This is a genomic window from Dactylosporangium sp. NPDC005572, assembly GCF_040605515.1.
Classification (GTDB): Bacteria; Actinomycetota; Actinomycetes; order Mycobacteriales; family Micromonosporaceae; genus Dactylosporangium.
The window spans coordinates 1-24,654 of the sequence record NZ_JBEXCY010000172.1; the positions used below are offsets into that span (position 1 = coordinate 1).

The 24,654-nt window shown below is 73.5% G+C and carries 20 protein-coding genes; 10 read left to right on the plus strand and 10 right to left on the minus strand.

From position 1 onward, the window contains the following. The 3 genes from ABZS66_RS46500 to ABZS66_RS46510 form a co-directional block, all read left to right on the plus strand. Positions 1–246: hypothetical protein (locus ABZS66_RS46500; RefSeq protein WP_354769457.1), on the plus strand; the 246-nt coding region annotated here is incomplete at its 5' end. Further along, entirely contained in the window at positions 243–422 is a 180-nt protein-coding gene (locus ABZS66_RS46505) for a hypothetical protein (RefSeq protein ID WP_354769458.1), read from the plus strand. The genes ABZS66_RS46500 and ABZS66_RS46505, both read left to right, overlap by 4 nt. Further along, entirely contained in the window at positions 419–2,551 is a 2,133-nt protein-coding gene (locus tag ABZS66_RS46510) for a peptidase domain-containing ABC transporter (protein ID WP_354769459.1), read from the plus strand. Before ABZS66_RS46505 ends, ABZS66_RS46510 begins: the two co-directional genes overlap by 4 nt. Here ABZS66_RS46510 and ABZS66_RS46515 read toward each other — a convergent pair whose 3' ends face one another. After that, positions 2,552–3,742: a cation:proton antiporter gene (locus ABZS66_RS46515; RefSeq protein ID WP_354769460.1), complete on the minus strand. Its 1,191-nt coding sequence runs from the start codon at positions 3,740–3,742 to the stop codon at positions 2,552–2,554. Between the two features lie 6 nt (positions 3,743–3,748). After that, a complete protein-coding gene (locus tag ABZS66_RS46520) occupies positions 3,749–4,249 on the minus strand; it encodes a TrkA C-terminal domain-containing protein (protein ID WP_354769461.1) in 501 nt (166 codons plus the stop codon). A 216-nt stretch (positions 4,250–4,465) separates the two neighbouring features. Between ABZS66_RS46520 and ABZS66_RS46525 the strand changes: the two genes are divergently transcribed. The 3 genes from ABZS66_RS46525 to ABZS66_RS46535 all read left to right on the plus strand — a co-directional run bounded on the left by ABZS66_RS46525 (position 4,466) and on the right by ABZS66_RS46535 (position 10,909). Then, entirely contained in the window at positions 4,466–5,122 is a 657-nt protein-coding gene (locus tag ABZS66_RS46525; protein ID WP_354769462.1) for a hypothetical protein, read from the plus strand. A gap of 82 nt (positions 5,123–5,204) precedes the next feature. Continuing rightward, entirely contained in the window at positions 5,205–5,942 is a 738-nt protein-coding gene (locus ABZS66_RS46530) for a sulfite exporter TauE/SafE family protein (protein WP_354769463.1), read from the plus strand. An 8-nt stretch (positions 5,943–5,950) separates the two neighbouring features. Further along, entirely contained in the window at positions 5,951–10,909 is a 4,959-nt protein-coding gene (locus ABZS66_RS46535; protein WP_354769464.1) for a carbohydrate-binding protein, read from the plus strand. Here the strand turns inward: ABZS66_RS46535 and ABZS66_RS46540 are convergent. From ABZS66_RS46540 to ABZS66_RS46550, 3 genes are read right to left on the minus strand one after another with little or no spacing between them, the layout of a single operon-like run. Continuing rightward, positions 10,906–12,435 carry a glycosyltransferase family 39 protein gene (locus ABZS66_RS46540; RefSeq protein WP_354769465.1) on the minus strand — a complete coding sequence of 510 codons (1,530 nt, stop codon included), beginning with the start codon at positions 12,433–12,435 and terminating at the stop codon, positions 10,906–10,908. The genes ABZS66_RS46535 and ABZS66_RS46540 overlap by 4 nt on opposite strands. Next, entirely contained in the window at positions 12,429–13,436 is a 1,008-nt protein-coding gene (locus tag ABZS66_RS46545; protein ID WP_354769466.1) for a glycosyl hydrolase, read from the minus strand. The genes ABZS66_RS46540 and ABZS66_RS46545 overlap by 7 nt, the downstream gene beginning before the upstream one ends. Positions 13,437–13,438: 2 nt before the next feature. Next, on the minus strand, positions 13,439–15,085 hold the full coding sequence (locus ABZS66_RS46550; protein ID WP_354769467.1) for a cellulose synthase catalytic subunit: 1,647 nt from the start codon (positions 15,083–15,085) through the stop codon (positions 13,439–13,441). A gap of 230 nt (positions 15,086–15,315) precedes the next feature. Here ABZS66_RS46550 and ABZS66_RS46555 point away from each other — a divergent pair, with 230 nt between their 5' ends. Together ABZS66_RS46555 and ABZS66_RS46560 are read left to right on the plus strand one after the other, a co-directional pair. Further along, entirely contained in the window at positions 15,316–17,226 is a 1,911-nt protein-coding gene (locus ABZS66_RS46555) for a potassium transporter Kup (protein WP_354769468.1), read from the plus strand. 352 nt (positions 17,227–17,578) lie between these two features. Next, positions 17,579–19,783, plus strand: a complete 2,205-nt coding sequence (locus ABZS66_RS46560; protein WP_354769469.1) for an MMPL family transporter — start codon at positions 17,579–17,581, stop codon at positions 19,781–19,783. On the opposite strand, the gene ABZS66_RS46565 is transcribed toward ABZS66_RS46560, so the two are convergent. Next, complete coding sequence (locus ABZS66_RS46565) at positions 19,744–20,502, minus strand: endonuclease/exonuclease/phosphatase family protein (protein ID WP_354769470.1); 759 nt, start codon at positions 20,500–20,502, stop codon at positions 19,744–19,746. The two genes, ABZS66_RS46560 and ABZS66_RS46565, sit on opposite strands and share 40 nt — an antisense overlap. 22 nt (positions 20,503–20,524) lie before the next feature. Further along, a complete protein-coding gene (locus tag ABZS66_RS46570) occupies positions 20,525–21,253 on the minus strand; it encodes a Crp/Fnr family transcriptional regulator (protein WP_354769471.1) in 729 nt (242 codons plus the stop codon). A gap of 118 nt (positions 21,254–21,371) precedes the next feature. Between ABZS66_RS46570 and ABZS66_RS46575 the strand changes: the two genes are divergently transcribed. After that, positions 21,372–22,031, plus strand: coding sequence for a TetR family transcriptional regulator (locus ABZS66_RS46575; protein WP_354769472.1), 660 nt, complete (start codon positions 21,372–21,374; stop codon positions 22,029–22,031). Between the two features lie 3 nt (positions 22,032–22,034). Here ABZS66_RS46575 and ABZS66_RS46580 read toward each other — a convergent pair whose 3' ends face one another. The 3 genes from ABZS66_RS46580 to ABZS66_RS46590 are packed head-to-tail and all read right to left on the minus strand — an operon-like array spanning position 22,035 to position 24,181. Then, a complete protein-coding gene (locus ABZS66_RS46580; RefSeq protein ID WP_354769473.1) occupies positions 22,035–23,117 on the minus strand; it encodes a 12-oxophytodienoate reductase in 1,083 nt (360 codons plus the stop codon). A gap of 34 nt (positions 23,118–23,151) precedes the next feature. Further along, positions 23,152–23,502: a MerR family transcriptional regulator gene (locus ABZS66_RS46585; protein WP_354769474.1), complete on the minus strand. Its 351-nt coding sequence runs from the start codon at positions 23,500–23,502 to the stop codon at positions 23,152–23,154. 49 nt (positions 23,503–23,551) lie between these two features. Then, positions 23,552–24,181, minus strand: a complete 630-nt coding sequence (locus ABZS66_RS46590; protein WP_354769475.1) for a LysR substrate-binding domain-containing protein — start codon at positions 24,179–24,181, stop codon at positions 23,552–23,554. A gap of 41 nt (positions 24,182–24,222) precedes the next feature. On the opposite strand from ABZS66_RS46590, the gene ABZS66_RS46595 reads away from it, so the two are divergent. After that, positions 24,223–24,594, plus strand: a complete 372-nt coding sequence (locus ABZS66_RS46595; protein ID WP_354769476.1) for a DUF5997 family protein — start codon at positions 24,223–24,225, stop codon at positions 24,592–24,594. Positions 24,595–24,654 lie beyond the last annotated feature (60 nt).

Genomic DNA, 24,654 nt, shown 5'->3' on the forward strand with positions numbered 1-24,654 from the left:
GCGGACGCCGCCGCCGAGTTCGCCGCCGGCGGCCCGGCACCGCGGTTCGTCACGGGGACGCGCGCGGAGCTCGGCCTGCCGGCGGACGCGGAGGCGGGCACGGAGGCGGGCACGCCGGCCGGTCCCCTGACGGTCCTGGCGGTGCGCCCGGCCACGCGGGACAGCGTCTCCCGGCGACTCTTCGCCGGCTGGCTGGAGGAGCGGCGGGCCGCGGCCCGGGTCGAGTGGAACTGGGGGCCGGCGTGAACGTGACCCGCGACGGCGTGTTCCTGGCCGCCGCCGTGCAACGGCACGCCGAGTCCGGCCGGGTCGAGCCGGAGCGGCTGCGGGTGCTGCCCGGCCGGCTGTTCGCCGGGCTGTGGGCGGCGGCCGTGACGTTGCTGACGGCCCTGTCCGCCGTCCTCGTCGCGGTGGCGCGGTGAGGCGGCGGCTGCGCGAGGTGCGCCAGGTCGCCGCCGCCGACTGCGGTGCCGCGTGCCTGGCCATGGTGCTCACCCACTTCGGGGCTCCGGCCACGGTACGGCAGGTGACCGCCGACCTGGGGGTGTCCCGCGACGGCCTCAGCGCGCAGGCCCTGGTCGCCGCCGCCGAGGGCTACGGGCTGCGCGGGCGGGCCTTCTCGCTGCCCCCCGAGGCGCTCGCGGACGTGCCGGTGCCGGCCGTGCTGTACTGGAACTTCAACCACTTCGTGCTCCTGGAGCGCTGGGGCCGGCGCTGGGTGCACCTGCTCGACCCGGTCTCCGGCCGGCGACGGCTCAGCCACGCCGAGTTCGCGGACGGGTTCACCGGCGTCGTGCTGTGCTTCGAGCCGGGCCCGGACTTCCGGCCCGGGCGCGCGCCCGGCCCGCCCCCGTGGCGGCGGCAGTTCCTGACGTCGGCGCTGCTGCGGTACCGCGGCCTCCTCGCCCAGATCCTGCTCGCCGCCCTGCTGCTCCAGCTGCTCGGGCTGGCCGTGCCCGCACTGTCGGCGGTGCTCGTCGACCGGCTGCTGCCCACCGGCGCCGCCGGGCTGCTGGTGCCGCTCGCGCTCGCCGCCGGCGTCGCCGTCGCCGCGCAGGCCGTGCTCGGGTTCCTGCGCACCGCGCTGCTGCTGACGCTGCGCTCACGGGCCGACGACGACCTCACCGGCGGCGTGGTCCGGCACCTGTTCGCGCTGCCGTACCGCTTCTTCGCCGACCGCGGCTCCGGCGACCTGGTCATGCGCACGCACAGCGTGTCGGCGCTGCGCGAGATCCTGTCCGGGCACGTGCTGGCGACGATGCTCGACGCGCCGCTGGCGCTGGGGTACCTCGGCCTCGTCCTCTGGCGCGATCCGGTCTTCGGCGCCTGCCTCGCCGCCCTGGCCGCCGCGCAGCTCGTCCTGCTGCTGGCCACCCGCCGGCGGGTCGCCGAACTGGCCGAGCGTGAGCTGCACGCCTCCGGCAAGGCGCAGGCGCAGCTCATCGAGGCGCTCGGCGGCGTCGAGACGCTCAAGGCGGCCGGCGCCGAGCAGCGGGCCGTGCGCCGCTTCGGCCACCTGCTGGCGGCGCAGCTCAACGCCGGCACCCGGCACGGCCTCGTCCGCGGCGGGCTGGAGACGGCGCTCGGGGCGCTGCAGTACCTCGCCCCGGCCCTGCTGCTGCTCGCCGGCGCGCAGCGGGTGCTGGACGGCCGGCTCAGCCTCGGCACCATGCTCGCCCTCGCCGCGCTCGCCACCGCCGCGCTCGCCCCGCTGACGTCCATCGTGGACAACCTCCAGCAGCTGCAGCAGACGCCGGCCCACCTGGCCCGCCTCGACGACATCATGGCCGAGGTACCGGAGGGCGGCGGCCGCCCCGTGCCCGCGCTCGACGGTCGGGTCGCGGTGCGGGGCCTCGGCTTCCGGTTCGACCCGCGCGGCCCGTGGGTGCTGCGCGACCTCGACTTCACCGTCGAACCGGGCCAGAAGGTGGCGTTCGTCGGGCGGTCCGGCTCCGGCAAGAGCACCCTGGCCCGGCTGCTGCTCGGCCTGTACCGCCCGACCGAGGGGCAGGTCCTGCACGGCGGCCACGACGCCGCCGCGCTCGACGTGCATGCGCTGCGCCGCCAGTGCGGCGTCGTGACCCAGGACCCGACGCTGTTCACCGGCACCGTGCGGGAGAACATCGCCCTCGCCGAGCCGGACGCGCCGCTGGACCGGGTGGCCGCGGCCGCGGCGACCGCCGCCGTGCACGACGACATCGCGGCGATGCCGATGGGGTACGACACGATGCTCGTCGACGGCGGCGGCCTCTCCGGCGGCCAGCGGCAGCGGGTCGCCCTCGCCCGGGCGCTGCTGCCCGGGCCGCGGCTGCTGCTGCTCGACGAGGCGACCAGCAACCTCGACCCGGCCACCGAGGCGGCCATCGAGGAGCGCCTCGCGGACCTGCCGCAGACCCGGATCGTCATCGCGCACCGGCTGAGCACGGTGCGCGACGCCGACGTCATCCACGTGCTGCACGAGGGCCGCATCGTCGAGCGTGGCCGCCACGAGGAACTGCTCGCCCGTGGCGGCCACTACGCCGGCCTGGCCGCCCTCCAGGCGGCCGCGTGATCAGGCGGGCTCGACCACGGGCTCCGGCTCGGTGCCGCGCCGGCGCTGCCGCCAGCGCACCACCGGCTCCAGCGACCGGGCCAGGATCGGGCCGGCGACCGCGAGGATCAGCACGTACGCCGCGGCCAGGGGGCCGATCCGGTCGTTGAGCCCGGCCGACACGGCCAGGCCGGCGATGACGATGTTGAACTCGCCGCGCGGTGTCAGCGCGATCCCGGCCCGGGCCCGGCCGAGCGGGCCGATCCCGGCCCGGCGGGCCGCCCACCAGCCGGTCGCCGCCTTCGTCGCCAGCCCCACCGCGGCCAGCAGCAGCGCCCAGCCGAGCATCGGCGGCAGCGCCTTCGGGTCGGTGTGCAGGCCGAAGAAGACGAAGAACACCGCCGCGAACAGGTCCCGCAGCGGGGTCAGCAGCTCCCGCGCGGTGTGCGCGAGCGGCCCCGACAGGGCAATGCCGACGAGGAACGCGCCGACCGCCGCCGACACCTGCAGCAGCTGGGCGACGCCGGCCACCAGCACCGTCAGGCCCAGCACCTTGAGCAGCAGCACCTCTTCGTTGGGCGAGCTGACGAACCGCTCGACGTAGCGGCCGAAGCGCAGCGCCACGATGAGGATCACGGTGATCGTCGCCGCGGCGATCGCGAGCGTGGTCAGCCCGGCCATCAGCCCGACGCCGGCCAGCAGCGCGGTGAGGATCGGCAGGTAGACCGCCATCGTCAGGTCCTCGAACACCAGCAGCGACAGCACGACCGGCACCTCGCGGTTGCCGAGCCACTGCAGGTCGGCGAGCACCTTCGCGGTGATACCGGACGAGGTCACGTAGGTGATGCCGCCGAGGGCGACCGCCGCGACCGGGCCCCAGCCCAGCAGCAGCGCCACGGCGACGCCCGGCGCCGCGTTGAGCACCAGGTCGACCACGCCCGCGACGGCGTTGTGCCGCAGCGTGCCGACGAGCTCGGGAGCGGTGTACTCCAGGCCGAGCGTGAACAAGAGCAGGATGACGCCGATCTCGGCGCCGGTGGCGGTGAACTCCTCGCTCGTGGCCAGCGGCAGGATGCCGCCCTTGCCGAACGCGAGGCCGGCCAGCAGGTACAGGGGAATGGGGGAGATCGAGAACTTGGCGGAGAGCGCCCCGAGCAGGCCGAGCCCGAGGATCACCGCGCCGATCTCGATGAGCGCGACGGCACCGTGCATGCGCGGTCAGCCGTTGGAGAAGATGTTGGAGACCGCTGCCGTGCCGTCTGCCGTGCCCACCACGACGACGAGGTCGCCGGGGATGAACCCGAAGTCGGGCCGCGGGCTGGCCAGGATCTGCCCGGCCCGGATCACGGCCACGATGGACGCGCCGGTGCGGGTGCGGGCCTGGGTGTCGCCGAGCGAGCGGCCGTCGTAGGGCGAGCCGGCGATGATCGGCACCTGCGCCGTCACCAGCCCGGTGACCTGCCGCTGCAGGTCGGCCAGCCGCTCGACGATCCGCGCGGTGCCGAGCAGCTCGGCGACGCCGTTGGCCTCGTCGGTGTTCAGCGCCAGGGTGGCCACGACCGTGTCCGGATCGTCGGGGTCGTAGAGGACGATGTCCCGCCGTCCCGATACGTGCGACACCACCGCCGCGTGCTGGCCCTTGGCGGTCACGAACTCGTGCCGCAACCCGATGCCTGGCAGTGCTGTGCGTTCCGCGTCCACCGGTCGAACCCTCCTCATGGTCATGCCGAACTGGCCCACTGTCCCCGACCGATATGGCCGAATTACCGTTGAATCATGACAGTCCTGTGACAAAAACGCTCGTCCCCAATGTTCATCCGGGTGTTCCCTCCCGCTGGCCAACGGTCGGCAGACTCAGCCCGTACCAAGATCCTCTAGTACGGAGCGTTGACCTTGGCCCCGCGTGGACGTCGGCGGTGGCGGGGAGCGGCCTGCGTGTTCGCGGTCGTCGTCCTCGCCGGACTGGCCGTTCCCGGGACGGCCGCCGCGCACCCGTTCGGGGATCCGCAGGCCGTGGCCGTCGGGCTCGCCGACGGCCGGCCGGAGATCGTCCGGGTGCGCTGGCGGGTCGGTGGGCTGGACGACCTCACGCTGCTGGGGGTGTCGCTCGGCATCCTGCCGCAGGACCGGGTCATGCTCGACGGCGCCGTCTTCTACCGCGACGCCGACGCGGCCGCGATCGCACCCGCGCCCGCCTTCGCGACGTACCTCCTCGAACGGATCACGGTCCGGACCGGCGAGCAGGCCTGCCCGGGGGTGCTGCAGCCGGTCGAGGACCTCGCCAGGCGTGGGGTGACGATCGACTACGCCTGCCCGGGGCCGGTCGGGACCGCGTCGGTCGCCGTGCGGACGCTGACCGACCTGCATCCGGCCTACCAGACCCTCGCCACCGGGCCCGACGGGCAGCGGACCGTGTACCGGCAGGGTGCCGAGTCCCATGACTGGCCGCTCGGCGACGCACCGGCATCCGCACCCGCGTCCGGGCGTGCCGCTGTGATCCAGCTCACCGCCGTCGTCGTCGCCGTGCTCGTCGCGGTCGCCGTCGCGTGGTTGGTGAGCCGTCGGATGCGGCGCAGGAGGGCGTTGGCATGAGCGGTTCCGGAGCGAAGCGGAGGAGGCCGCTCATCATGGGCCCAGTTTGGAACTCGTGCGGCCGGAGCGAAGCGGAGGCCGCATGAGCGACAGGCTGCAGGAGTTTGTCAATGCCCCCGGCATCGCGCCGCTCGCGTTCCTGTTCGCGTTCCTGGCCGGTGCCGGGCACGCGCTGGGGCCCGGGCACGGCAAGAGCCTCGCGGCGGCGTACCTGGCGGGCTCCCGCGGCCGCATCCGCGACGCCGCCTGGCTCGGCGGCACGGTCGCCGCGATGCACACCGTGTCGGTGCTGGCCATCGGCGTCGCGTGGACGTTCTTCTCGCTGTCCGACCTGGTCCGGATGGAGCAGCTGACCGGCTGGCTCCAGCTCGTCGCGGGCCTGCTCGTCATCGGCACCGGCATCTGGCTGATCCGCCGCAACATGCACGGTCGTCATCACCACCACCATCACGGCGATGACGACCACCACCACCATGAACACGAGCACGAGCACGGCCAGGTGAAGAAGCCCGGGCTGGTGCTGCTCGGGATGTCCGGCGGGCTCACGCCCTCGCCGGCCGCGTTCCTCGTCCTCGCCACCGGCCTGTTCGTCGGCCGCGCCGGGTTCGCGCTGCTGCTCGTGCTCACCTTCGGCGCCGGCATGGCCGTCGTCCTCTTCGGCGTCGGCGTCCTCGCGATCGCCGGCCGCACCGTCCTCACCAGAACCCCCCGCCTCCACGCCGCCGCCCGCGTGGCCCCCGTCCTCGCCGCCGGCGGCATCACCGTCTTCGGCGCCGGCATCGTCGCGTTCGCCGCGATGCACCTCGTCACCGTCACATAAGGAGAACCATGAGGCACCGACTACGGCGGGCGCTCCCGATCGCGCTCGCCGTCGTCCTCGCCGGCGGGTCCGTGCCCACGGACGCCGTCGCGGAGAACGCACCGCCGCTCACCGGCGGCGCGCCCGTGCTCAACCTGAGCGACGGGCAGACCCTCGAAGGGCGCGTCCGGGTCGAGGCCGAGCCGACCGTGGAGAACGACTCCGTCGTCGCGCTGACCGTCGACGGCAAGGCCGTCGGGGCCGCGCCGACGAAGGGCACCGCGCGCTTCGCGTTCGACATGGGCGGCAACGGTACCGAGGCCCGCTACCACAACTACATCACCGTCAACGACCACACCGCCGAGGCGGACCGGGTCTACTTCCCGGACATCCCCGGCGGCCGCAGCGGCGCCCTGGAGTTCCCCGGCGCCTGGCTGCACGCGGGCGTCAACACGATCACCGTGCACGCCGGCGCGAACTGGGTCGACACCACCAACGCCGGCGCGGTGGGCGTCGAGACCCTGCCGTTCGGCGAGGGCCTGCGCTGCCCGAACTACGACGACTTCCCGCTGAGCAGCCTCGCCCTGAGCCTGCTCGGCGTCGTGGCCGACGGCGAGGAGAACGCCTTCAGCTACAGCTTCGGCGACGGCACCTGCGGCAGCTCCAAGAACCTCCTGGTGAAGGACCTGACGTTCGTCGTGTCCGGCGAGCCCGGCTCGACCGCCGGCCTGGGCGTCGACCTCGACACCGGCACGCTGGACAACGGCGCCCACACGGTCGTCGCCACCACGAGGTCCGGCGCCACCGCGCAGGCGCTCGTCGCCGTGAACAACGCGCCCGCCGGTGCCCCGAAGATCTCCCCGGCAGACGGCTCGCTCGTGCGCGGCACCCGGCCGGTCATCGCCGCGCTCACCGGCGCGCCCGGCGTCGGCAGCGTGCAGTCCCTGGCGATCGACGGCAGCCCGGCCGAGAACGCCGAGTCCCTCGCGGCCGGCACCGCGACGCTCGCGCTCACCGTCGAGGCCGGCAACTCTGCCGAGGCGAAGTACCACAACTACCTGCTCGTCAACGGCAACCGGGTCGACCTCGGCGGCGACTCCGGCGTCACCGGCGCCGAGACCGCGACGCTCAGGATCCCGCACCGGTACCTCAAGCCCGGCGACAACACGATCCTGCTCAAGACCGGCGACTACAACGGCACCCTCAGCGGGGCCACCTGCGCCAACCACGACGACTTCCGGGTCACCCGGGCGTCGGTCAGCCTCACGCTGGGCACGTCGGGGACGGTCACCGCCGGCCCGACGTACCTGGTCACCACCGCCACGAGCGGCGCGGTGACGAGGGAGGCGACGACCGCCGCCTCCCTCGCCCTCGGCGACGGCACCTGCGGCGCCAACAAGGAGGCCGAGTTCCACTTCGACGTGGCGGACGCCCCGACCATCCGCACGGTCGAGACGCTCGGCGCGGGCACCGACGCCCACCTGCGGGCGTTCGTCGGAGGCAACGGCGCCGACAGCGGCTTCGACAACGTCGTGCGGATCAACGGCATCCCGCTGAACCTCGGCATCTGGGAGAAGGAGGTCGCCGACCTCACGTTCCCGAACGAGTGGCTCGTCCCCGGCGTCAACGTCGTCGAGTTCGTCGCCGGCAGCGACCACGGCAGCGCCAAGGCCGGCGGCTGCGACAACTACGACGACTTCACGCTGCGCGACTTCCAGCTCGCCCCGGCGGGCGCGAAGGCGACGCTGCTGAGCCGCGAGATCGCCGGGAACACCGTGACGATCGGCTCGGCGAGCTACCCGGCCGGCCAGCCGGTGACCGTGTACATCGGCGACGGCACCTGCGGCAGCAGCAACAACGGCGTGCTCACCAAGACCGTCCTGTTCGACGTCACCGCCGAGAACGGCGGCGCGCTGCCGGCGCTCGGCCGGCGGGCCGACGTCGACACCACCAAGCTCGGCGACGGCGGGCACAGCATCACGGCCGTCGTCGGCGACAAGACCTCGACCCGGCGGTTCACGGTCGACAACACCGCGCCGGAGGTGGCCGACAGCGTGCCGGCCGAGGGTCAGCGGCTCACGTCGACCGTCGCGCTCGTGGTCCAGGTCAAGGACGCCTCCGGGGTCGCCGGCACGCCGGTGATCACGCTCGACGGCAAGGTCGTCGCGCAGGGCGACCTGATCGGCCGCGGGCTGGCCGCCGGCGCGCACACGATCGCGGTCACCGCGGCCGACGTGCTGGGCAACGCGGCCACCCGGGAGATCCACTTCACCAGCGCGAGCATCCCGGACGTTCCGTCCGAGCTGACCGCGACCGTCGGCGACCCCAACGCGCCGGCCGCCACGCTGTCGGCGAAGATTCCCGGCCCGGCCGGCGTGCCGCTCACGGCGACCTTCACCAGGGCCGACCAGGTCCTGCCGACCGGCGGCTACCAGGGCACGGCGACGTCGGTGCCGACCACGCTCGACGTGGCCCACGACGCCGCGGTACAGCTGGAGTCGCTCCACCCGCTCGACGGCCGGACGATCGACACACCGTCCGGGCGTGACGTGGTGTTCCAGCGCTACGACCTGAGCGTCGGCGCCGCGCCGGACCCGATCCTGCGGTGGGAGGGCAGCATCGACCCCGAGCGGGTCGTGGCGCTGCGCGTGTGGGACCCGGCGGCCAAGCGCTGGACGGTGCTCACCAGCGCCCGCGGGCAGGCCGGTCACACCACGGTGCTGGCCGCGCCGGTCGGCGCCGAGCACCGTGACGGCGGTACCGTCCACGTCCTGGTCACCGGCGAGGACCCCTTCGCCGACGACCTGTCGCCCCGCGACGCCACGGCGCAGCAGGACAAGGACCGCTTCGAGGACCCGGCCACCTACGACTTCGCGCTCGCGCACTTCACCGACACGCAGTACCTCAGCGAGGGCGCGGCCGGCGGCACCTACGACGACTGGGACGGCCGTGCCGAGCCCTCCGACGTGATGGCCGCCGAGGAGCAGGCGATCTGGGCCGCGGCGTACCGCGGCACGACCCAGTGGATCGCCGACAACCGCGAGGGACGCAAGATCGCGTACACCGCGCACACCGGCGACATCATCGAGAACGACTACTACGACCCGCTCGCGAAGAACCCGGACGGCACGCTGCTGCGGCCCGGCCTCAACGAGCAGGTCGAGCGGGAGCTCGCGGCGGCGTCGGAGTACCAGAAGGTGCTCGACGACAACGGCGTGGTCAACCAGGTCATCGCCGGCAACCACGACGACCAGCTGGGCGCCGAGACGGGTCCCGACTCGCGGTTCAGCAGGACGTTCAGCGCCGACCGCTACTACGGCGTCGCCAAGACGTGGCCCGCGGGCACCGAGTACCACGCCTGGGACGAGCAGGTCGCGGCCGACGGCAGCGTCATCCCCGGCCGGGACAACCAGAACAACTACGTGCTGTTCTCCGCCGGCGGCCTGGACTTCGTCGCGGTCGGCCTGTCGTACGGCGTGACGCCGCAGGAGGCCAGGTGGGCCGACTCGGTGTTCAAGCGGTACAAGGACCGCAACGGCATCCTGCTGTCGCACGACTACCTGAAGCCGTCGGTCAACCCGGACGGCCGCGGCGCGGACTTCTCGGCGCCGGACGGCTCGCCCCTCTACAAGCAGGTCGTCGAGGCCAACCCGAACGTCTTCCTGGTGCTGGCCGGCCACGAGCACGGCGTCGGCACGAACGTGAAGTCGAAGGTCGGCGTCACGGTCACCCACGACGTCGTGGAGCTGCTGGCGGACTACCAGTTCTACACGGTGTCCGCCGGTGACCTGTGGCCCGGGCGGGTCGACGCCAACGGCAACGTCGACGTCAACGGCGACGGCACGGTGGACCACAAGGCCACCGACCGCCTCCAGTTCGGCGCCAGCTTCCTGCGGCTGCTGCAGTTCGACGTCGACCGGGCCGAGGTGCACATCGACACGTACTCGCCGTTCCTGAACAACTTCGGGGCGACCGAGTACGACATCCGGGCCGACGGCAGCCAGACGAAGCCGCGGTACAACGGGGCCGAGGACAACCTGACCCTGCCGGTCGACCTCACCAGCCGCAAGACGTCGTTCGCCACCGACTCCCTCGCGCTGTACGTGCCGGGCGGCACGATCGCGCAGCAGGAGGTCACGGCGAACGGGACCGCGACGGTCACCTGGTCCGGCCTGGCGCCGGCCACGTCGTACGGCTGGATCGTCTCGGCGACGAGCGCCGACGGCGGCGCGGCGGTGGCTCAGCCGGCGGTCTTCCGCACGGTCAAGGCGAAGCCGCAGGTGACGGCGACGGCCGCGCCGGTCGACTGGGGTACCGCGGCGAAGGTCGACGTCACCGTGGCGGCCGGTAGCCTGCCGGTCACCGGCACCGTCGAACTGCGCGAGGGCAGCACCGTGCGCGGCCGGGCCGCGCTGGCCAACGGCCGGGCGACGTTCGCCCTGCCGGCCGGGCTGTCCGGCGGCGTGCACAACCTGACCGCGTCCTACCTCGGCGCCGACGGCTACGAGCCGGCCGAGGCCGGCGTCGCCGTCACGGTGAACCTGCCGCCGGCGTGGGCCGCAACCACCCAGTACAAGTTCAACGCCCGGGTGACCTACCAGGGCAAGGTGTACCAGGCGGCCTGGGCGACGCAGAACCAGAAGCCCGGCGACCCGACCGGTCCGTGGCAGGAGATCGCCATGGCCGAGGACGGCGCCGCGCTGTGGACCGCGTCGCGGATCTTCAACAACGGCGAGTACGCCACGTACCAGGGCAAGCAGTGGCGCGCCATGTGGTGGACCCGCAACCAGGCGCCGGGCGACCCGAACGGCCCGTGGGAGGAGATCGCTCCGCCGCCGCCGGGTGGCGGCCCGGCGGCGTGGACGCCGACGCGGGTGTACAACGCCGGAGACCGGGTGACGTACCAGAACCACGTGTACGAGGCGAAGTGGTACACCCGCAACCAGAAGCCGGGCGACAAGAACGGGCCCTGGAAGCTGGTCAGCTAGGTCGCAGGTGGTCCTGCTGCTGGTGCGGGCCGCACCAGCAGCAGGACCCGGACACCCTCGTACTCCTCCATGCGCGCCACCGAGAACTCGTCGCGCAGGAGCCGTGCCTCGGCCGCGTCCATCTCGGCGAACGGGTCGTCGCTGCGGGCCGTGGTCATCAGCCAGACCCGGTCGAAGCGCAGCAGGCAGCCGCGCAGGTCCTCGCAGCGCGCGCCGTCGTAGTTGCCGGCCTCCCGCGGGTCCTGGGCCAGGAACGCGCCGCGCAGCTCGATGCCGCGCGGGCGCAGGTAGTAGGCCGGCATGTGCGGGTGCAGGATCGCGTCGTTGTCGCCGGCGATGACGAGCCCGTCCGTCGACTTCGCGCCGGCGAACGCGGCGGAGGCGGCCCGGTAGTCGGGGTAGCCGAGCAGCGGGTCCTGCCGCAGCTCGACGTTGCCCGGCACCATGAGCGCGAACACCCCGACCAGCACGGCGACGCCGGCCCGGCGGGCGATGCCCGGCGGCCACGCCGTCGCCGTGCGCCACAGCGCCGCGGCGGCGAGGACGAACCACGGCGGCAGGGCGAACAGCAGGTACCGCAGCGACGCCAGGTTCAGCACGTCCATCGCCGGGATCACCAGCGCGTACGGGAACGCGGCCCACGCGACGAGGGCGATGACGCGGCTGCGGGCGGCCGGGACCAGGCACGCCCCGAGCACCGCGAACCACACCACGGCGGCCGCCGCCAGGTCGTTGCGGAACGCGTAGACGACCAGGAACAGCGCCTCGTCGAAGCCGCGCGCGCCGCCGCCGATCTGGCCCTGCTGCTGGTACCCCCGGATCACCACCGGCAACAGGGCGAGCAGCGTCGCCGCCGACGCGACCGCCCACCCGGCCACCAGGCCCCGCCGGCCGCCCTCCCGGCGCACGCTCCACAGCACGGCGAGGCCGTGGGGGAGCAGCACCATGAGCGCGACCAGGTGCACCGCCCCGGCGCCGAGCAGCGCCAGGGCGTAGGCGGCCCACCAGCCCCGGCGGGCGCCGTCGAGCATCATGACCAGGACCAGGGTGGCGCCGGAGGCGAACATGACCGCGAACGCGTACGGGCGGGCGGTCTGCGCGTACAGGCCCATGAACGGCACCGCCGACATGAGGCAGCCGGCCAGCAGCCCGACGGCCGGCTGGTAGACCCGGGTCGCGATCCGCACCACGAACCAGGTCGCGGCCGCCATCGCCAGCACCGACGGCACGCGCAGGGACAGCGGCGAGTCGCCGAACAGTCGGATCCACTCGTGCATGAGCAGGTAGTACGGCGCCTGCACGGTGTCGAGGTGCCCGATGAGCGTGCCGAAGTCGCGCCGGTCGAGCGTCGCCGCCCACCACGTCGCGTACTCGTCGAGCCACAGCTGCCGGCTCCGGGCGCCGATGAACCCGGTGGCGAGCGTGAGCACGACGGGCAGGGCGAGCAGCGGCCAGGGCAGCGGGGTGTCGGCCGGGACGGCCCGGCGCCGCCCGGCGATCGCCGGCCGGTCGGAGACGGTCAGCACGCCACGCCCCCCTGCCGCAGGCTGTCCTTGAACGCGGCCAGGTTGGCCGGGCTGTCGTCGTAGCGCCAGTCGTACCGCGAGCCCTGCCCGGGCGGCCGCATCGACCACACGAAGCCGACGATGCGCGGGTGGGCCTTGAGCCACGGCCCGAACGCCTTCAGCCAGCCGGTCTTCGCCTTGCTCGGCCGCACCCCCACCTCGGTGAGGATGAGCGGCTTCTTCGTCACCTTGTCGAGCTGGTCCAATGTGGACTTGTAGGTGGCGTCCGGGTTCGCCTCGAACTCGCCGTAGCCGGTCAGGCCGGCGAAGTCGACGACGTCGTCGCCGGGGTAGAACTCCCGGATCGGCGTGCGCACGGCGCCGCGCACGATGTTCGGCGACCAGACCCACAGCGCGTTCGTGGCGCCGGCCGCGTCGAACAGGGCCACGACGTGCCGCCAGGCCTCGCGGTACTGCGCCGGGGTGTTCTTCCCGACCGGGCCCCACGGGTACCAGGCGCCGTTCATCTCGTGCGCGAACCGCAGCAGCAGCGGCCGGCCGTAGGCGCGGACCTCGGCGGCGATGCGGCGGTACTCGGCGTCGTGGCTGCCGTCGATCGTCTTGGCGAGGGTCCAGCGCGGGTCGTTGACCTTGCCGTCCTGCCACGGTTCGAGGGCGAGCAGCGGCACGCCGGGCAGCGCGGCGAGCTGCGCGGCCGACACGCCGCCGGTGACCGCGCTGAACACCTCGACCCAGCCGGGCCGGCAGCCGGTCGCCGTCGCGACCTTCTCGACCGACGCGGGGTCGGTGTGCAGCGCGTTCACGCCGAACACCGGCCCGTCCCGCAGCACGTCCTCCGGCTTGGCCACGGCGGTCGCCGGGCTCGCCGCCGGGCTGGCGGGTGCGGCGGTACCGCCGGTGTCGCGCGACTGCGGGGCCGGCCGCTCGGCCTCGCGGCCGGCGAGCCCGGCAAGGGTGATGACGACGATCGCGCCCAGCGCGAGCACCACGGTTCTGCGCACGTTCATACCGTCACCCGCGCGGCGAGGCGGGCCCGGCGGGCCGCGGCGAGGACCTCTTCGGCGCTGGTGACGACCGTGCGGTCGGCCGGCTCCGGGTCCGGGTCGGGGTCGGCCGCCGGCAGCGCGTACCGGCCGAGCGTCAGCGGCAGCAGGAACCACGCGGCCGGCAGGGCGAACAGCACGGTGACCCAGTAGTCGCGCCAGTCGTGGGCGGCGACGCCCCAGCCGATGCCGGCCCACACCGCGAGCTGGGTCGGCAGCACCCACCAGCGGACCAGCCGCAGGACCCGGCGGGCCGTCGGGGTGTGCCGGGCCGCGCCCGTGGCCACCCAGCCGGCCGTGCGGCCGCGCAGGGCGTCCCAGATCGCGACCGCGTGGCAGAAGCCGATGAGGGCCTGCACCCGCAGTACCACGGGAGTCCATCGACCGTCGGTGAGCAGGGGCATGACCACGAGCCAGACCAGGACCGTGCCCGCGAGCGAGAAGTAGTTCATCGGCCGGATCTGGTCCGGGAACCACCACACCATGAGCAGCAGCGGCACCGGGCCGGTGAACGTGGTGACGGCGGTCGCGATGTAGTACAGGAAGCCCGTCCAGAAGCACAGCTTCTGCCGCCGCGACAGGGCCCGGGTGCGGTGGAACTCGCGGTCGGCGAGCAGCGACATCGAGCCGGTGCACCAGCGGTACTGCTGGTTGGCGAAGCCGTCGAGGTTGTCCGGGCACATGCCCTTGGCCAGGATGACCGGGACGTAGCGGGTGCCGAACCCGGCGAGCTTCAACCGCACCCCGGTCCACACGTCCTCGCTGTGGCCGATCTGCGCGAAGCCGCCGCTCTTCTGCAGGGCCGTGCGGCGGTACAGCGCGTTGGTGCCCACGCAGATCGCCGCGTCGACGCCGTCGCGGGCCGGCTGGATCCAGCGGTAGAACAGCTCCTGGGTGGCGGCCGCCGCCCGCTGGAGCCAGTTGAACCGCGGGTGGGCCACGTCGAAGTACTGCGGCGTCTGCACGATCCCGGTCGCGGGGTCGTCGAAGTACGGCAGCATCTCCCGCGTCATGTCGGACCGCGCCGCGAAGTCCGCGTCGAAGACGTGGATGAAGTCGCCGTCGGAGTGCTCGAACGCGTGCTTGAGGTTGCCCGCCTTCTTCATCCGGCCGCGGTCGGGCCGGCAGAGGTAGACGGCGTGGTACCGCTCGGCGAGCCAGCGCACCGACGCCCGGCCGGAGTCGTCGCACACGTAGACGGTGAGCCGGTCGGCCGGCCAGTCGAGGGTCGCCGCGTGCATGATGGTGTTGCGCAGCACGTGCATCGGCTCCCCGGCGGTCATCACGAACACGTCGACGGTGGGCAGCTCGTCCGGCGGCCGCCAGTTCGCGACCCGCTCGCGGTGCTCGTCGATGTTCGAGCGGCGCCGGCGGGTCGACGAGACGATGGAGACGCCGACCGTGACGGTCAGGAAGCCCACGACGATGAACAGCCCGGCGGTCCACCAGTTGTTCAGCGCGAGCTGCACCAGGCCGTAGGCCACGCCGAGGAACGACGCGACGGAGAACGCGAAGACGCCCCGGCTCTGGGCGCCGTAGTAGAGGAACTTCTCGTTGCGGCCGGGCGGCTCGGGCAGGTACGGCTCGGGCTTGCTGGCGCGGCGCACTACCGATGGCCTTTCGTCGAAGCAGACATGGGCTTCCACCGGGCGGCCGCGGCCGGATCCTCGGCCCGCGACCGTCCGGTTGAGGGGCGTGACGGCGTCCGGTCCACGATGTGTGTGGATGTCTCAAGGTGCAAGGAGAACCCGCCCGATCTCACCCGCCGAATCACCCCGGGTGACCTCGCGCGGACTACCGTGATGTGCCGCGGGCACAGAGGGGTAATGTCCGCTGGGTGACGGGTCGGCAGCGGGCGGGCGCCGTGCGGCCGGCGATCGTGGTCGGGGCGCTCGGGGTCGTGTTCGGAGACATCGGGACCAGCCCCATCTACACCCTCCAGACCGTGTTCAACCCGGCCGACCCGCATCCCGTGCCGGTCAGCACCGCCAACGTCTTCGGGGTCGTCTCGCTCGTCTTCTGGTCCGTGATGATCATCGTCACGGTCACCTACGTACTGCTGGCCATGCGCGTCGACAACGACGGCGAGGGCGGCATCATGGCGCTCATCACGCTCGTGCGGCGCTGGGGCGGCCCGGCCGGGCGGCGGACCGGCGCCGTGCTCGCCGGGCTCGGCATCTTCGGGGCCGCGCTGTTCTTCGGCGACAGCATGATCACGCCGGCGATCTCGGTGCTGTCGGCGGTCGAGGGCGTCAAGGTGGTGCAGCCGTCGCTCGGTGAGCTCGTCGTGCCGGTCACCGCCGTGATCATCGTCGCGCTGTTCCTGGTCCAGCGGCGCGGCACCGCGGCCGTCGGCCGGGTGTTCGGGCCGGTCATGATCCTGTGGTTCGTCACGATCGGCGTGTGCGGGATCGGCGGCATCGCCAGGCACCCCGGCATCCTGCGGGCGCTCTCGCCGACGTACGCGATCGGGTTCCTGGCCGGGCACTTCGAGGTCGCGTTCTTCGCCCTGGCCGCGATCGTGCTCGCGGTCACCGGGGCCGAGGCGCTGTACGCCGACATGGGCCACTTCGGCCGCAGGGCCATCACCTGGGGGTGGCTGGGCCTGGTCCTGCCGGCCTGCGTGCTGAGCTACCTCGGCCAGGGCGCGCTGATCCTCGCCGACCCGGCCCACATCAGCGGCCCGTTCTTCCTGCTCGCGCCGTCCTGGGGCCGCCTGCCGCTGGTCGTCCTGGCGACCGCGGCGACGGTCATCGCCTCACAGGCGGTCATCACCGGCGCGTACTCCGTGGCCTCCCAGGCCGCCCAGCTCGGCTACCTGCCGCGGCTGCGGGTCACGCACACCTCGGAGTCGACGATCGGCCAGATCTACGTCCCGTGGATCAACTGGCTGCTCATGGTCTCGGTGCTCACGCTGGTCTTCGCGTTCCGCAGCTCGGCCGCCCTCGCGTACGCGTTCGGCATGGCCGTCACCGGCACGATCACCATCACCACGCTGATGTTCTTCTACGTCGCCCGCCAGCGCCGGCTTGCCGCGCCCTGGCTGCTCGGCGTGGGCGCCGCCGCCCTGCTCCTCGTCGACCTGCTGTTCGTCGGGGCCAACCTGACCAAGCTCGTCCACGGCGCCTGGCTGCCGCTGCTCATCGCCCTGACCGCGTTCACGATCATGACCACCTGGCAGCGCGGCCGCCAGATCGTCACCGCCGAGCGGCAGCGCCGCGAGGGCTCCCTGCGCGCGTTCATCGAGCAGCTGCGCAGCGACCCGGCGCTGACGATCCGGGTCCCGGGCACGGCGGTCTTCCTGAACCGCGGCAGCCAGACGGCCCCGCTCGCCCTGCGCGACAACGTGGAGCACAACCACGTCCGCCACGACCACGTGATCATCATGTCGATCGAGACGGAGCCGGTACCGCGGGTCGCCCCCGCCGACCGCCTCGTGTCGGACGACCTGGGCTACGCCGACGACGGCATCGTCCACGTCAGCGTGCGCTTCGGCTACGTGGAGCGCCCGGACGTCCCCGCCGCGCTCCGCCTGCTCAAGCCGGAGGCGACCGAGGGCGAGCTCCAACTGGACCAGGTGTCGTACTTCCTGTCCAAGATCGAACTGCGCGCCGGCCCCGACCCGGCGCTGGCCCCGTGGCGCAAGCGCCTGTTCATCGCGACCTCGCTGATCACCGCGGACGCGGCCGAGCACTTCAACCTGCCCCGCGACCGCACGGTCATCATGGGCTCCCACATCGAGGTCTGACCCACCCTCCCCGACCGCCTCATGATCGATGGCGAGTTCTGGCTGCCATGGCGACCAGCAGCCGCCATCGATCAAGGACTGCGCCGCCAGGGCCGAAGGCGCGGGTGTTCGCCGATGGCGGCCCGGCGCCATCGCTGTCGCGGCCATGATCAAGGGAAGCTCCTGGCTGCCAGGACGACCAGAAGTTTCCCTTGATCATGAGACGGCCGCGCGGGTCCGAGCGGCGCCGCAGATATCCGAAATGTCGGGCGGCGAGTCCCAATGCGGCGGCCCTGTGTCCCGTGCCACTTGGTGCCTTTGTGGTGCCAATCTGTGTCAGATGGCATTGCTGTGGTGCCATCAGTGTGCCACTATGGCACCGCTCGCGTCGATCGGCGCGGGCGAACCGTGGGGAGGACACGTCATGTTCGAGCGGTGGGGGCGGTTTGTCGTCAAACGGGCCTGGTGGGTCATCGGAGGGTGGGTGGTCGGCGCCCTGCTCGTCATCGGGCTGCTGCCGGGGCTGTCCGACATCACCAGCGGCGACCAGGGCAGCTTCCTGCCCGGCAGCTACGAGTCGGTACAGGCGATGGACCTGGCCAGAACCGCGTTCCCCGAGCAGGTCACGTCCAACGCCATCGTCGTCGTGAAGCGCGCCGACGGCGCGCCGCTCACCGAGGCCGACCAGGAGCGGGTCGGGGCGCTCGCCACGGCGATCGGCGACGCGCACATCGCCGGGATCGGGCAGCCGGTGACCGGGCCGCCGGCCGTCGCGCCGAACCGGCTGGTCCAGCTGGTCAACGTGCCCATCACCGCGGCCCTGACCGACAGCCGGGGGCAGCTCGACGCGGTGACGAAGACCCGCGACACCATCGCGGGCAACCTGGCCGGCACCGGGCTGAGCGCCGGGGTCACCGGGCAGGTGGCCCAGGTCGTCGACAACAACGACACCTTCAACACCGCGTTCGCGGTCGTCGGCGCGGCCACGTTCGCGCTCATCATCGTGCTGATCCTGATCATCTTCCGGAGCCCGATCGCCGCGCTGCTGCCGATCGTCGTCATCAGCGTGGTGCTGCAGGTCTCGTCGAGCCTCATCGCGGCGGCCGGCAAGCTGTTCGGCTTCCACGTCGACCAGAGCCTGCAGACGCTGCTGCTGATCGTGCTCTACGGCATCGGCACGGACTACCTGCTCTTCCTGCTGTTCCGGTACCGGGAGCGGCTGCGCGCCGGCGCGGACCGGAAGACCGCCATGGTCGACGCGGTCGCCCGGGTCGGCGAGGTGATCACGTCGGCCGCCGCGGCGGTCATCGTCGCGTTCCTGGTGCTGCTGCTGGCCACCTTCGGCGGGTTCGGGTCGCTCGGCCCGGCGCTCGCCATCGCCGTCTTCGTCATGCTGGTCACCGGGCTGACCCTGATCCCGGCGCTGGTCAGCCTGATCGGGCCGGCGACGTTCTGGCCGTCGAAGGCCTGGCGGCGCGAGCCGAAGGGCACCGCCTTCGCCCGGATCGGCGCGGCGGTCGGCCGGCGGCCCGCGGTCACGGCCGTCGCCTCCGGCCTGGTCCTGGTCGCCCTCGCCAGCGGGGCGCTGCTGTTCAAGGCGGACTACGACTTCGCGGCCGGCTTCCCGAGCACGACCGAGTCCGCCCGGGCGGCCGCCGACCTGGAGCGCGGCTTCCCGCAGGGCGCGCTCGACCCCACCGAGGCGTACCTGACCACCAGCGACGGGAGCAGGCTCACGCCCGCGCAGCTCGAGCAGTTCGCCGCGGCCGCCGCGACCGTGAACGGGGTCGGTGGCGTGCAGCCGCCGGTCACGGCATCCGGCGGTACCGTGGCCCGCTTCGCCCTGCTGCTCGACGTCAACCCGGCGTCCAACGAGGCGATCACCCTGGTCCACGACCACCTGCGCGACGACCTGCACGCCGTCGCGCCGCCCGGCACCCGGGTGCTGGTCGGCGGCACCACGGCGATCTACGCGGACATCAACTCGGCCAACAACCGCGACCTGTCGGTGATCCTGCCCGTCGCGGCGCTGCTCATCGCGGTCATCCTCGCCCTGCTGCTGCGCAGCGTCGTCGCGCCGCTGTACCTGGTGCTCGCGGTGCTGCTCAACTTCGCCGCCACCCTCGGCTCGGCCATCTACCTGTTCCAGAGCCTGGCCGGCCGGCCCGGGGTGACCTTCCAGCTGCCGATCGTGCTGTACCTCTTCGTCCTCGCGATCGGCACCGACTACAACATCCTGATGATCGCCCGGCTGCGCGAGGAGGCCCGGGCCGGCCACGAGCCCCGCGCCGCCGCCGCGCTCGGCGTGCGGCACGCCGGGCCGTCCGTCGCCGCGGCCGGCCTGATCCTCGCCGGCACCTTCGCGGTGCTGGCCCTCGCCCCGGTCTCGTTCCTGCAGCAGATCGGGTTCTCGGTGGCGGCCGGCATCATGCTGTCGGCGTTCGTGATGTCGATGTTCCTGGTGCCGTCGCTCACCGCACTGCTCGGGCACGCCGCCTGGTGGCCGGGGCGCGGCGACGTCGGCCGGCCCGGGCCCGCTCAGCCGGCGGAGAGGGTGAGGTCGGCCTCGATGCCGTAGTGGTCGGACAGGTACACCGAGCGCCCGTCCCGCAGCGGCACCCGCTCCTCCTCGAAGACCAGCCGGCAGGCGGCCGTCGCGCCGCGCACCAGGACGTGGTCGAAGGCGGGAGGGGCGGGCCACTGCGGGGTCGGGCGGTACGTCGGTCGCGGGTCGCCCGCCATCGCGTCCGTCAGGCCCGTCGCGGCGCGGAAGTCGGCCAGGACGGCGGCGTCGCGGGGCACGTTCAGATCGCCGGTGACGACCACCGGCATCGCCGGGTCCAGCGCCGCCACCGCCCCCGCCAGGTGGGTCAGCTCGGCCCGCGCGACCGCCGTCCAGCGGTTCGCCGGGGACCAGTCGTCGTCGCGGTTGGCCGACAGGTGCGTGTTCACGACGGCCAGCCGGCCGGCCGGGGTCTCCAGCACGGCCACCTGGGCCCCCTTGCGCATGAGCCGCTCCGGGCGGGCCGGGCCGGTCACCGGGAACCGGGTGAACGAGCAGCTGACGACGGGCCGGCGCGACAGCAGCACCAGCCCACCCTTCAGGATGGGGATTCCGTGGTACCGCCGGTGCGTGTACGCCGGCGCCAGCTCCGCGAGCAGCCGCGCGCCGCCGCGGGTCAGCACCTCCTGGAGGCACACCACGTCGTACGGGGTCGCCGCGAGGTGCGCCGCGAGGGCGCGCAGTCGGGCCCGGACGTCACCCTTGAAGAGGGTGTTGAGGGTCAGCAGCCGCATCCCGCCATTCCAGCACGGTCGATCAACGGCGGCGCTTGTGCTGCGCGCGGCGGGCGAGCGGCGCGTTGTCGAGGATGACGATGCACTTGTTCTCGAGGCGGACCCAGCCGCGGCTCGCGTACTGCGCGAGGACCTTGTTCACCGACTCGCGCGAGGCGCCCACGTACTGCGCCAGCTCGGTCTGGGTGAGGTCGTGCACGACCCGCGTGCCGCCCTCCTCGGCCACGCCGAACTGGTCGGCGAGCTGGATGAGCTGGCCGGCGACCCGGCCGGAGACGTCGCTGAACAGCCGGTCGTCGACCGTGGCCCGGTTGCCGCGGATGCGCCGCGCGACGACCTGGAGCAGGTGCTCGGCGACGTCCGGGCGCTGGGCCATCCAGCGGTGCAGCGCGGTGCGGCCGAGGCGGGCCAGCCGGGCGTCCGCCACCACGGTCGCGGTGGTGACCCGGGGGCCGCCGTCGATGACCTCCAGCTCGCCGAACTGCTCGTCCGGGCCGAGCAGCGACAGCAGGCACTCGCGGCCGTCGCTGGCGCTGCGGCTGAGCTTCACCTTGCCGGACAGCAGCACGTACAGGTAGTCGCCGGTGTCGCCCTCGCGGTAGAGCACCGTGCGGCGCTCGGCGGTGACGGTCTCGAACTGCGGCGACGCCGCGATCTCGGCGATCTCGGCGATCTCGACGGCGTCGACGGTCTCGGGGGTGTCGAACAGGCCGGACATGTCCAGCGTGCCGGCGGTGGTCGTGATGGTCATGAGCCCTCCCAGCGTGGGACCCGGACCCGGTGCGGCGGTACCGAGTACCATTCGGACGGTACTAGATACCACAGACGCGAGGCAACAGGTCGCCGCGACGATGCGCGAGGATGGCACGGTGAACGGGACTGGGGTACGGGAGCGGCTGGTCGACGCGGCGTTCGAGCTGTTCGACGAGCGCGGGTACGAGCAGACGACCGTCGACGACATCGCCGACCGGGCGGGCGTCGGCCGCACCACGCTCTTCCGGCACTACCGGTCGAAGGAGGACGTGATCTTCCCGGACCACGACCGGCTCATCGCCGACGTCCGGGACCGCCTGGCCACCTCCACGGCCGGCTCGGCCCTCGTGGCGGTCGTCGAGGCCGTCCGGCTGGTACTGCTGCACTACATCGAGGAGGCCGACCGGGCCCGCCACCGCTACGCGCTGACCAGCCGGATCGCCGTCCTGCGGGACCGGGAGATCGCCAGCGTCGCGCGCTACCAGCGGCTGTTCCGCGAGTTCATCGCCGGCCGGATGGCCCCCGAGCCCGGCGCGGCCCTGCGCGCCGAGCTCATGGCCGCCGCCGTGGTGTCTGCCCACAACCACGTCCTGCGCCGCTGGCTGCGCCGCGACACGGCCGAGCCCGCCGCCGAGCTCGACGCGGCCATGGCCCAGGTGATCGCGCTGTTCACCGAGTCGGCCGCGGCCTCCGGCTCCACCGTGCTCGTCCTGCACGACCGTCGCGACCCCGAGGTGGTCGCGGCCACCATCCGCCGGGCACTGCAGCAGGCCTAGCCGCTAGAAGTACACGTCCTCGTGCGCCTTGCGGTAGTCGGCGATCGCGTCGAGCCGCCCGGCCGCGGCGTCGGTCACCCAGGCCGGGTTGCCCAGGAGGATCCGGCCCAGCGCCACCAGGTCGAACTCGCCGCCGGCGAGGCGCTCCAGCAGCCCGGCCGCCGACGCGGGGCCGGCGCCGGTGAGGAAGTCACGGGTCAGCCCGACGGAGCCGACGGTGATCGCCGGCAGGCCGGTGAGCCGCTTCGCCCAGCCGGCCAGGTTCAGGCCGGATCCGGCGAACGCCGGCTCCCAGAAGCGCCGCTGCGAGGCGTGCAGCGCGCTCGCGCCCGCCTCCGCGAACGCGCCGAGGATGACCGCCAGCTCGGCCGGGCTCTCGGCGATCCGGGCCTCGAACGCCCGCTCCTTGAACTGCGAGAACCGCACGATCACCGGCCGGTCCGGGCCGAACCCGGCCCGCACGGCCCGCACGACCTCGGCCGGGAACGCCGCGCGGCGGGCCGGGGAGCCGCCGAACGCGTCCGTGCGGCGGTTGGTGTACGGCCAGAGGAACTCGTCGAGCAGGTACCCGTGCGCGGCGTGCACCTCGACCGCGTCGAACCCGGCCCGGGCCGCCACCCGCGCCGCGCCGACGTAGGCGGCCAGCAGTTCGTCGACGTCGCACTCGGTCATCGCGTGCGTGGCCGGCCGGCCCGGCTCGCGCACCCCGGACGGCGTCCACGCGGTGACGCCGTCCACCGGCTCCCGCAGGCTGCCGAGGTGCCACAGCTGCGCGGCGATCCGCCCGCCCGCGTCGTGGACCGCGTCGACCACCCGCCGCCAGCCGTCCTCGGCGGGGCCGGGGGTCATCCGTGGTACCGCGTCCTCGTGGCTCGCGGTGGGGTGCCCGACCAGCACGCCCTCGGTGACGACGAGCCCGACGCCGTGGGCGGCCCGGCGCGCGTAGTAGGCGGCGACGGCCGCGGTCGGCACCCCGCCCGGCGACTGCGCGCGGGTCATCGGCGCCATCACGAACCGGGAGGCGAGCGGCAGGCCGGCGAACGTCACGGGCTCGACCGGCAGATGGGTGGTCAGGCAGGCGGTCATGTCCCGACGCTAGGAGCTGACACCGGTGTCAGCGTCAAGCCGCCGTGACCGTCATCTCCTCGACGATGACGTCGAGCGCGGCCACGGTCCGGGCCAGCTCGGCCATCTCGGCGACCATCCGCTCCCGCTCCGCGCGCAGCTTGTCGGCGAGCCACGGGGTGCGGATGTCCGGGTCGCTCATGCAGGGCAGCAGCTCGAACATCCGCCGGCTGCTGAGCCCGGCGTCGAAGAGCCGCTGGATGAGCCGCACCCGCTCGACCGCGGCCTCCGCGAACACCCGCTGGCCGCTGCCGGTGCGGGTGGACACCAGCAGGCCCTGCTGTTCGTAATACCGGATGGAGCGCACACTCACCCCGGTCCGCGCTGCCAGCTCCCCGATGCGCATACCCGCGAATCTATGCCGGTCCGCTCACCGGGGGAAGCACGGCAGCCCGTCAGCGGCGGCGGGCCCGCTTCGGGGGCTGCACGTCGCGGCCGCGGGTGCTGTTCGCGGTGCGGCCGCGGACGATGCCGATCATCTCCTCCACCAGGTCGGTGTGGGCGTCGCGCGGCCAGGCCAGGACGACCGACGACGTCGGGGCGTCGGTCACCGGGCGGTACGTCAGGTCGCGGCGGTGGTGCAGCCTGGCCAGGGACATCGGGACCAGGAGCAGGCCGGCCTCGGCGGCCACCAGCTCCATCGCGAGCGCCGTCGTGGCCGGGCGGTCCGCCGGCGCCCCGGGATCGCCGCCGGGCGGTGCGAGGACCTCATCCGCGGGGCGCAGCAGCGGCTCCTCCAGGGCCGTGACCTCGGCCAGGGTCAGCTCGTCGGCCGCGGCCAGCAGGTGGTCGCGCGGGACGACGACCACGGTCTGTTCGCTGTACAGCGGGATGGCATGCAGCACGTCGCGGTCCACCGGCGGCCTGATCAGGCCCGCCTCGGCGCGGTCCGGCAGGTAGCCCGGCGCGTCGGCGGCCTCCGCCGGGACCAGCTCCAGCCGGATCTGGGGGCGGCGTTCGGCCCAGGTGCGGGCCCACCGGTCGACGACGACCCCGGGCACGACGACCAGCCGGAACTTCTCCACCGGCGTCAGGGTACCGGCCGGCGTGCGGCTACCCTGGCCGGGTGAGCAAGCCGAAGCAGCCCCAGGAGATGAAGCCCGCCACGGCGGCCGCGAAGCTCGACGTCTACCTGCCGGTGACGCCGCCGGAGTTCCGGGCCGGCCCGGTCACCCGGGAGCAGCTCGACGAGCTCCAGCGCAACCCGCCGCAGTGGCTCGCCGACCTGCGCCGCGACGGCCCGCACCCGCGCAGCGTGGTCGCCGCGCGGCTGCGGGTGTCCAACAGCGGGCTGTCCCGGGGCGGCGTCACCGAGGCGCTCACGACGGCCGAGATCCAGGCGCTCGCCGCGGACCCGCCGGAGTGGCTGGTCCGCGAGCGGGAGTCGTTCGCCGAGGTCCGCGCCGAGCAGCGCCGCCTCCAGGAGCGCCGCGCCTGAGGCCTGCCGCGCCTGAGGCCTGCCGCGCCTGAGGCCTGCCGCGCCTGAGGCCTGCCGCGC

Coding starts and splice junctions, on each gene's coding strand:
- ABZS66_RS46535 (WP_354769464.1), top strand. CDS start 5,951: ATGAGGCACCGACTACGGCGGGCGCTCCCGATCGCGCTCGCCGTCGTC.
- ABZS66_RS46565 (WP_354769470.1), bottom strand. CDS start 20,502: ATGCGGCTGCTGACCCTCAACACCCTCTTCAAGGGTGACGTCCGGGCC.
- ABZS66_RS46585 (WP_354769474.1), bottom strand. CDS start 23,502: ATGCGCATCGGGGAGCTGGCAGCGCGGACCGGGGTGAGTGTGCGCTCC.
- ABZS66_RS46530 (WP_354769463.1), top strand. CDS start 5,205: ATGAGCGACAGGCTGCAGGAGTTTGTCAATGCCCCCGGCATCGCGCCG.
- ABZS66_RS46580 (WP_354769473.1), bottom strand. CDS start 23,117: ATGACCGCCTGCCTGACCACCCATCTGCCGGTCGAGCCCGTGACGTTC.
- ABZS66_RS46560 (WP_354769469.1), top strand. CDS start 17,579: ATGGCACCGCTCGCGTCGATCGGCGCGGGCGAACCGTGGGGAGGACAC.
- ABZS66_RS46570 (WP_354769471.1), bottom strand. CDS start 21,253: ATGACCATCACGACCACCGCCGGCACGCTGGACATGTCCGGCCTGTTC.
- ABZS66_RS46515 (WP_354769460.1), bottom strand. CDS start 3,742: ATGCACGGTGCCGTCGCGCTCATCGAGATCGGCGCGGTGATCCTCGGG.
- ABZS66_RS46520 (WP_354769461.1), bottom strand. CDS start 4,249: ATGAGGAGGGTTCGACCGGTGGACGCGGAACGCACAGCACTGCCAGGC.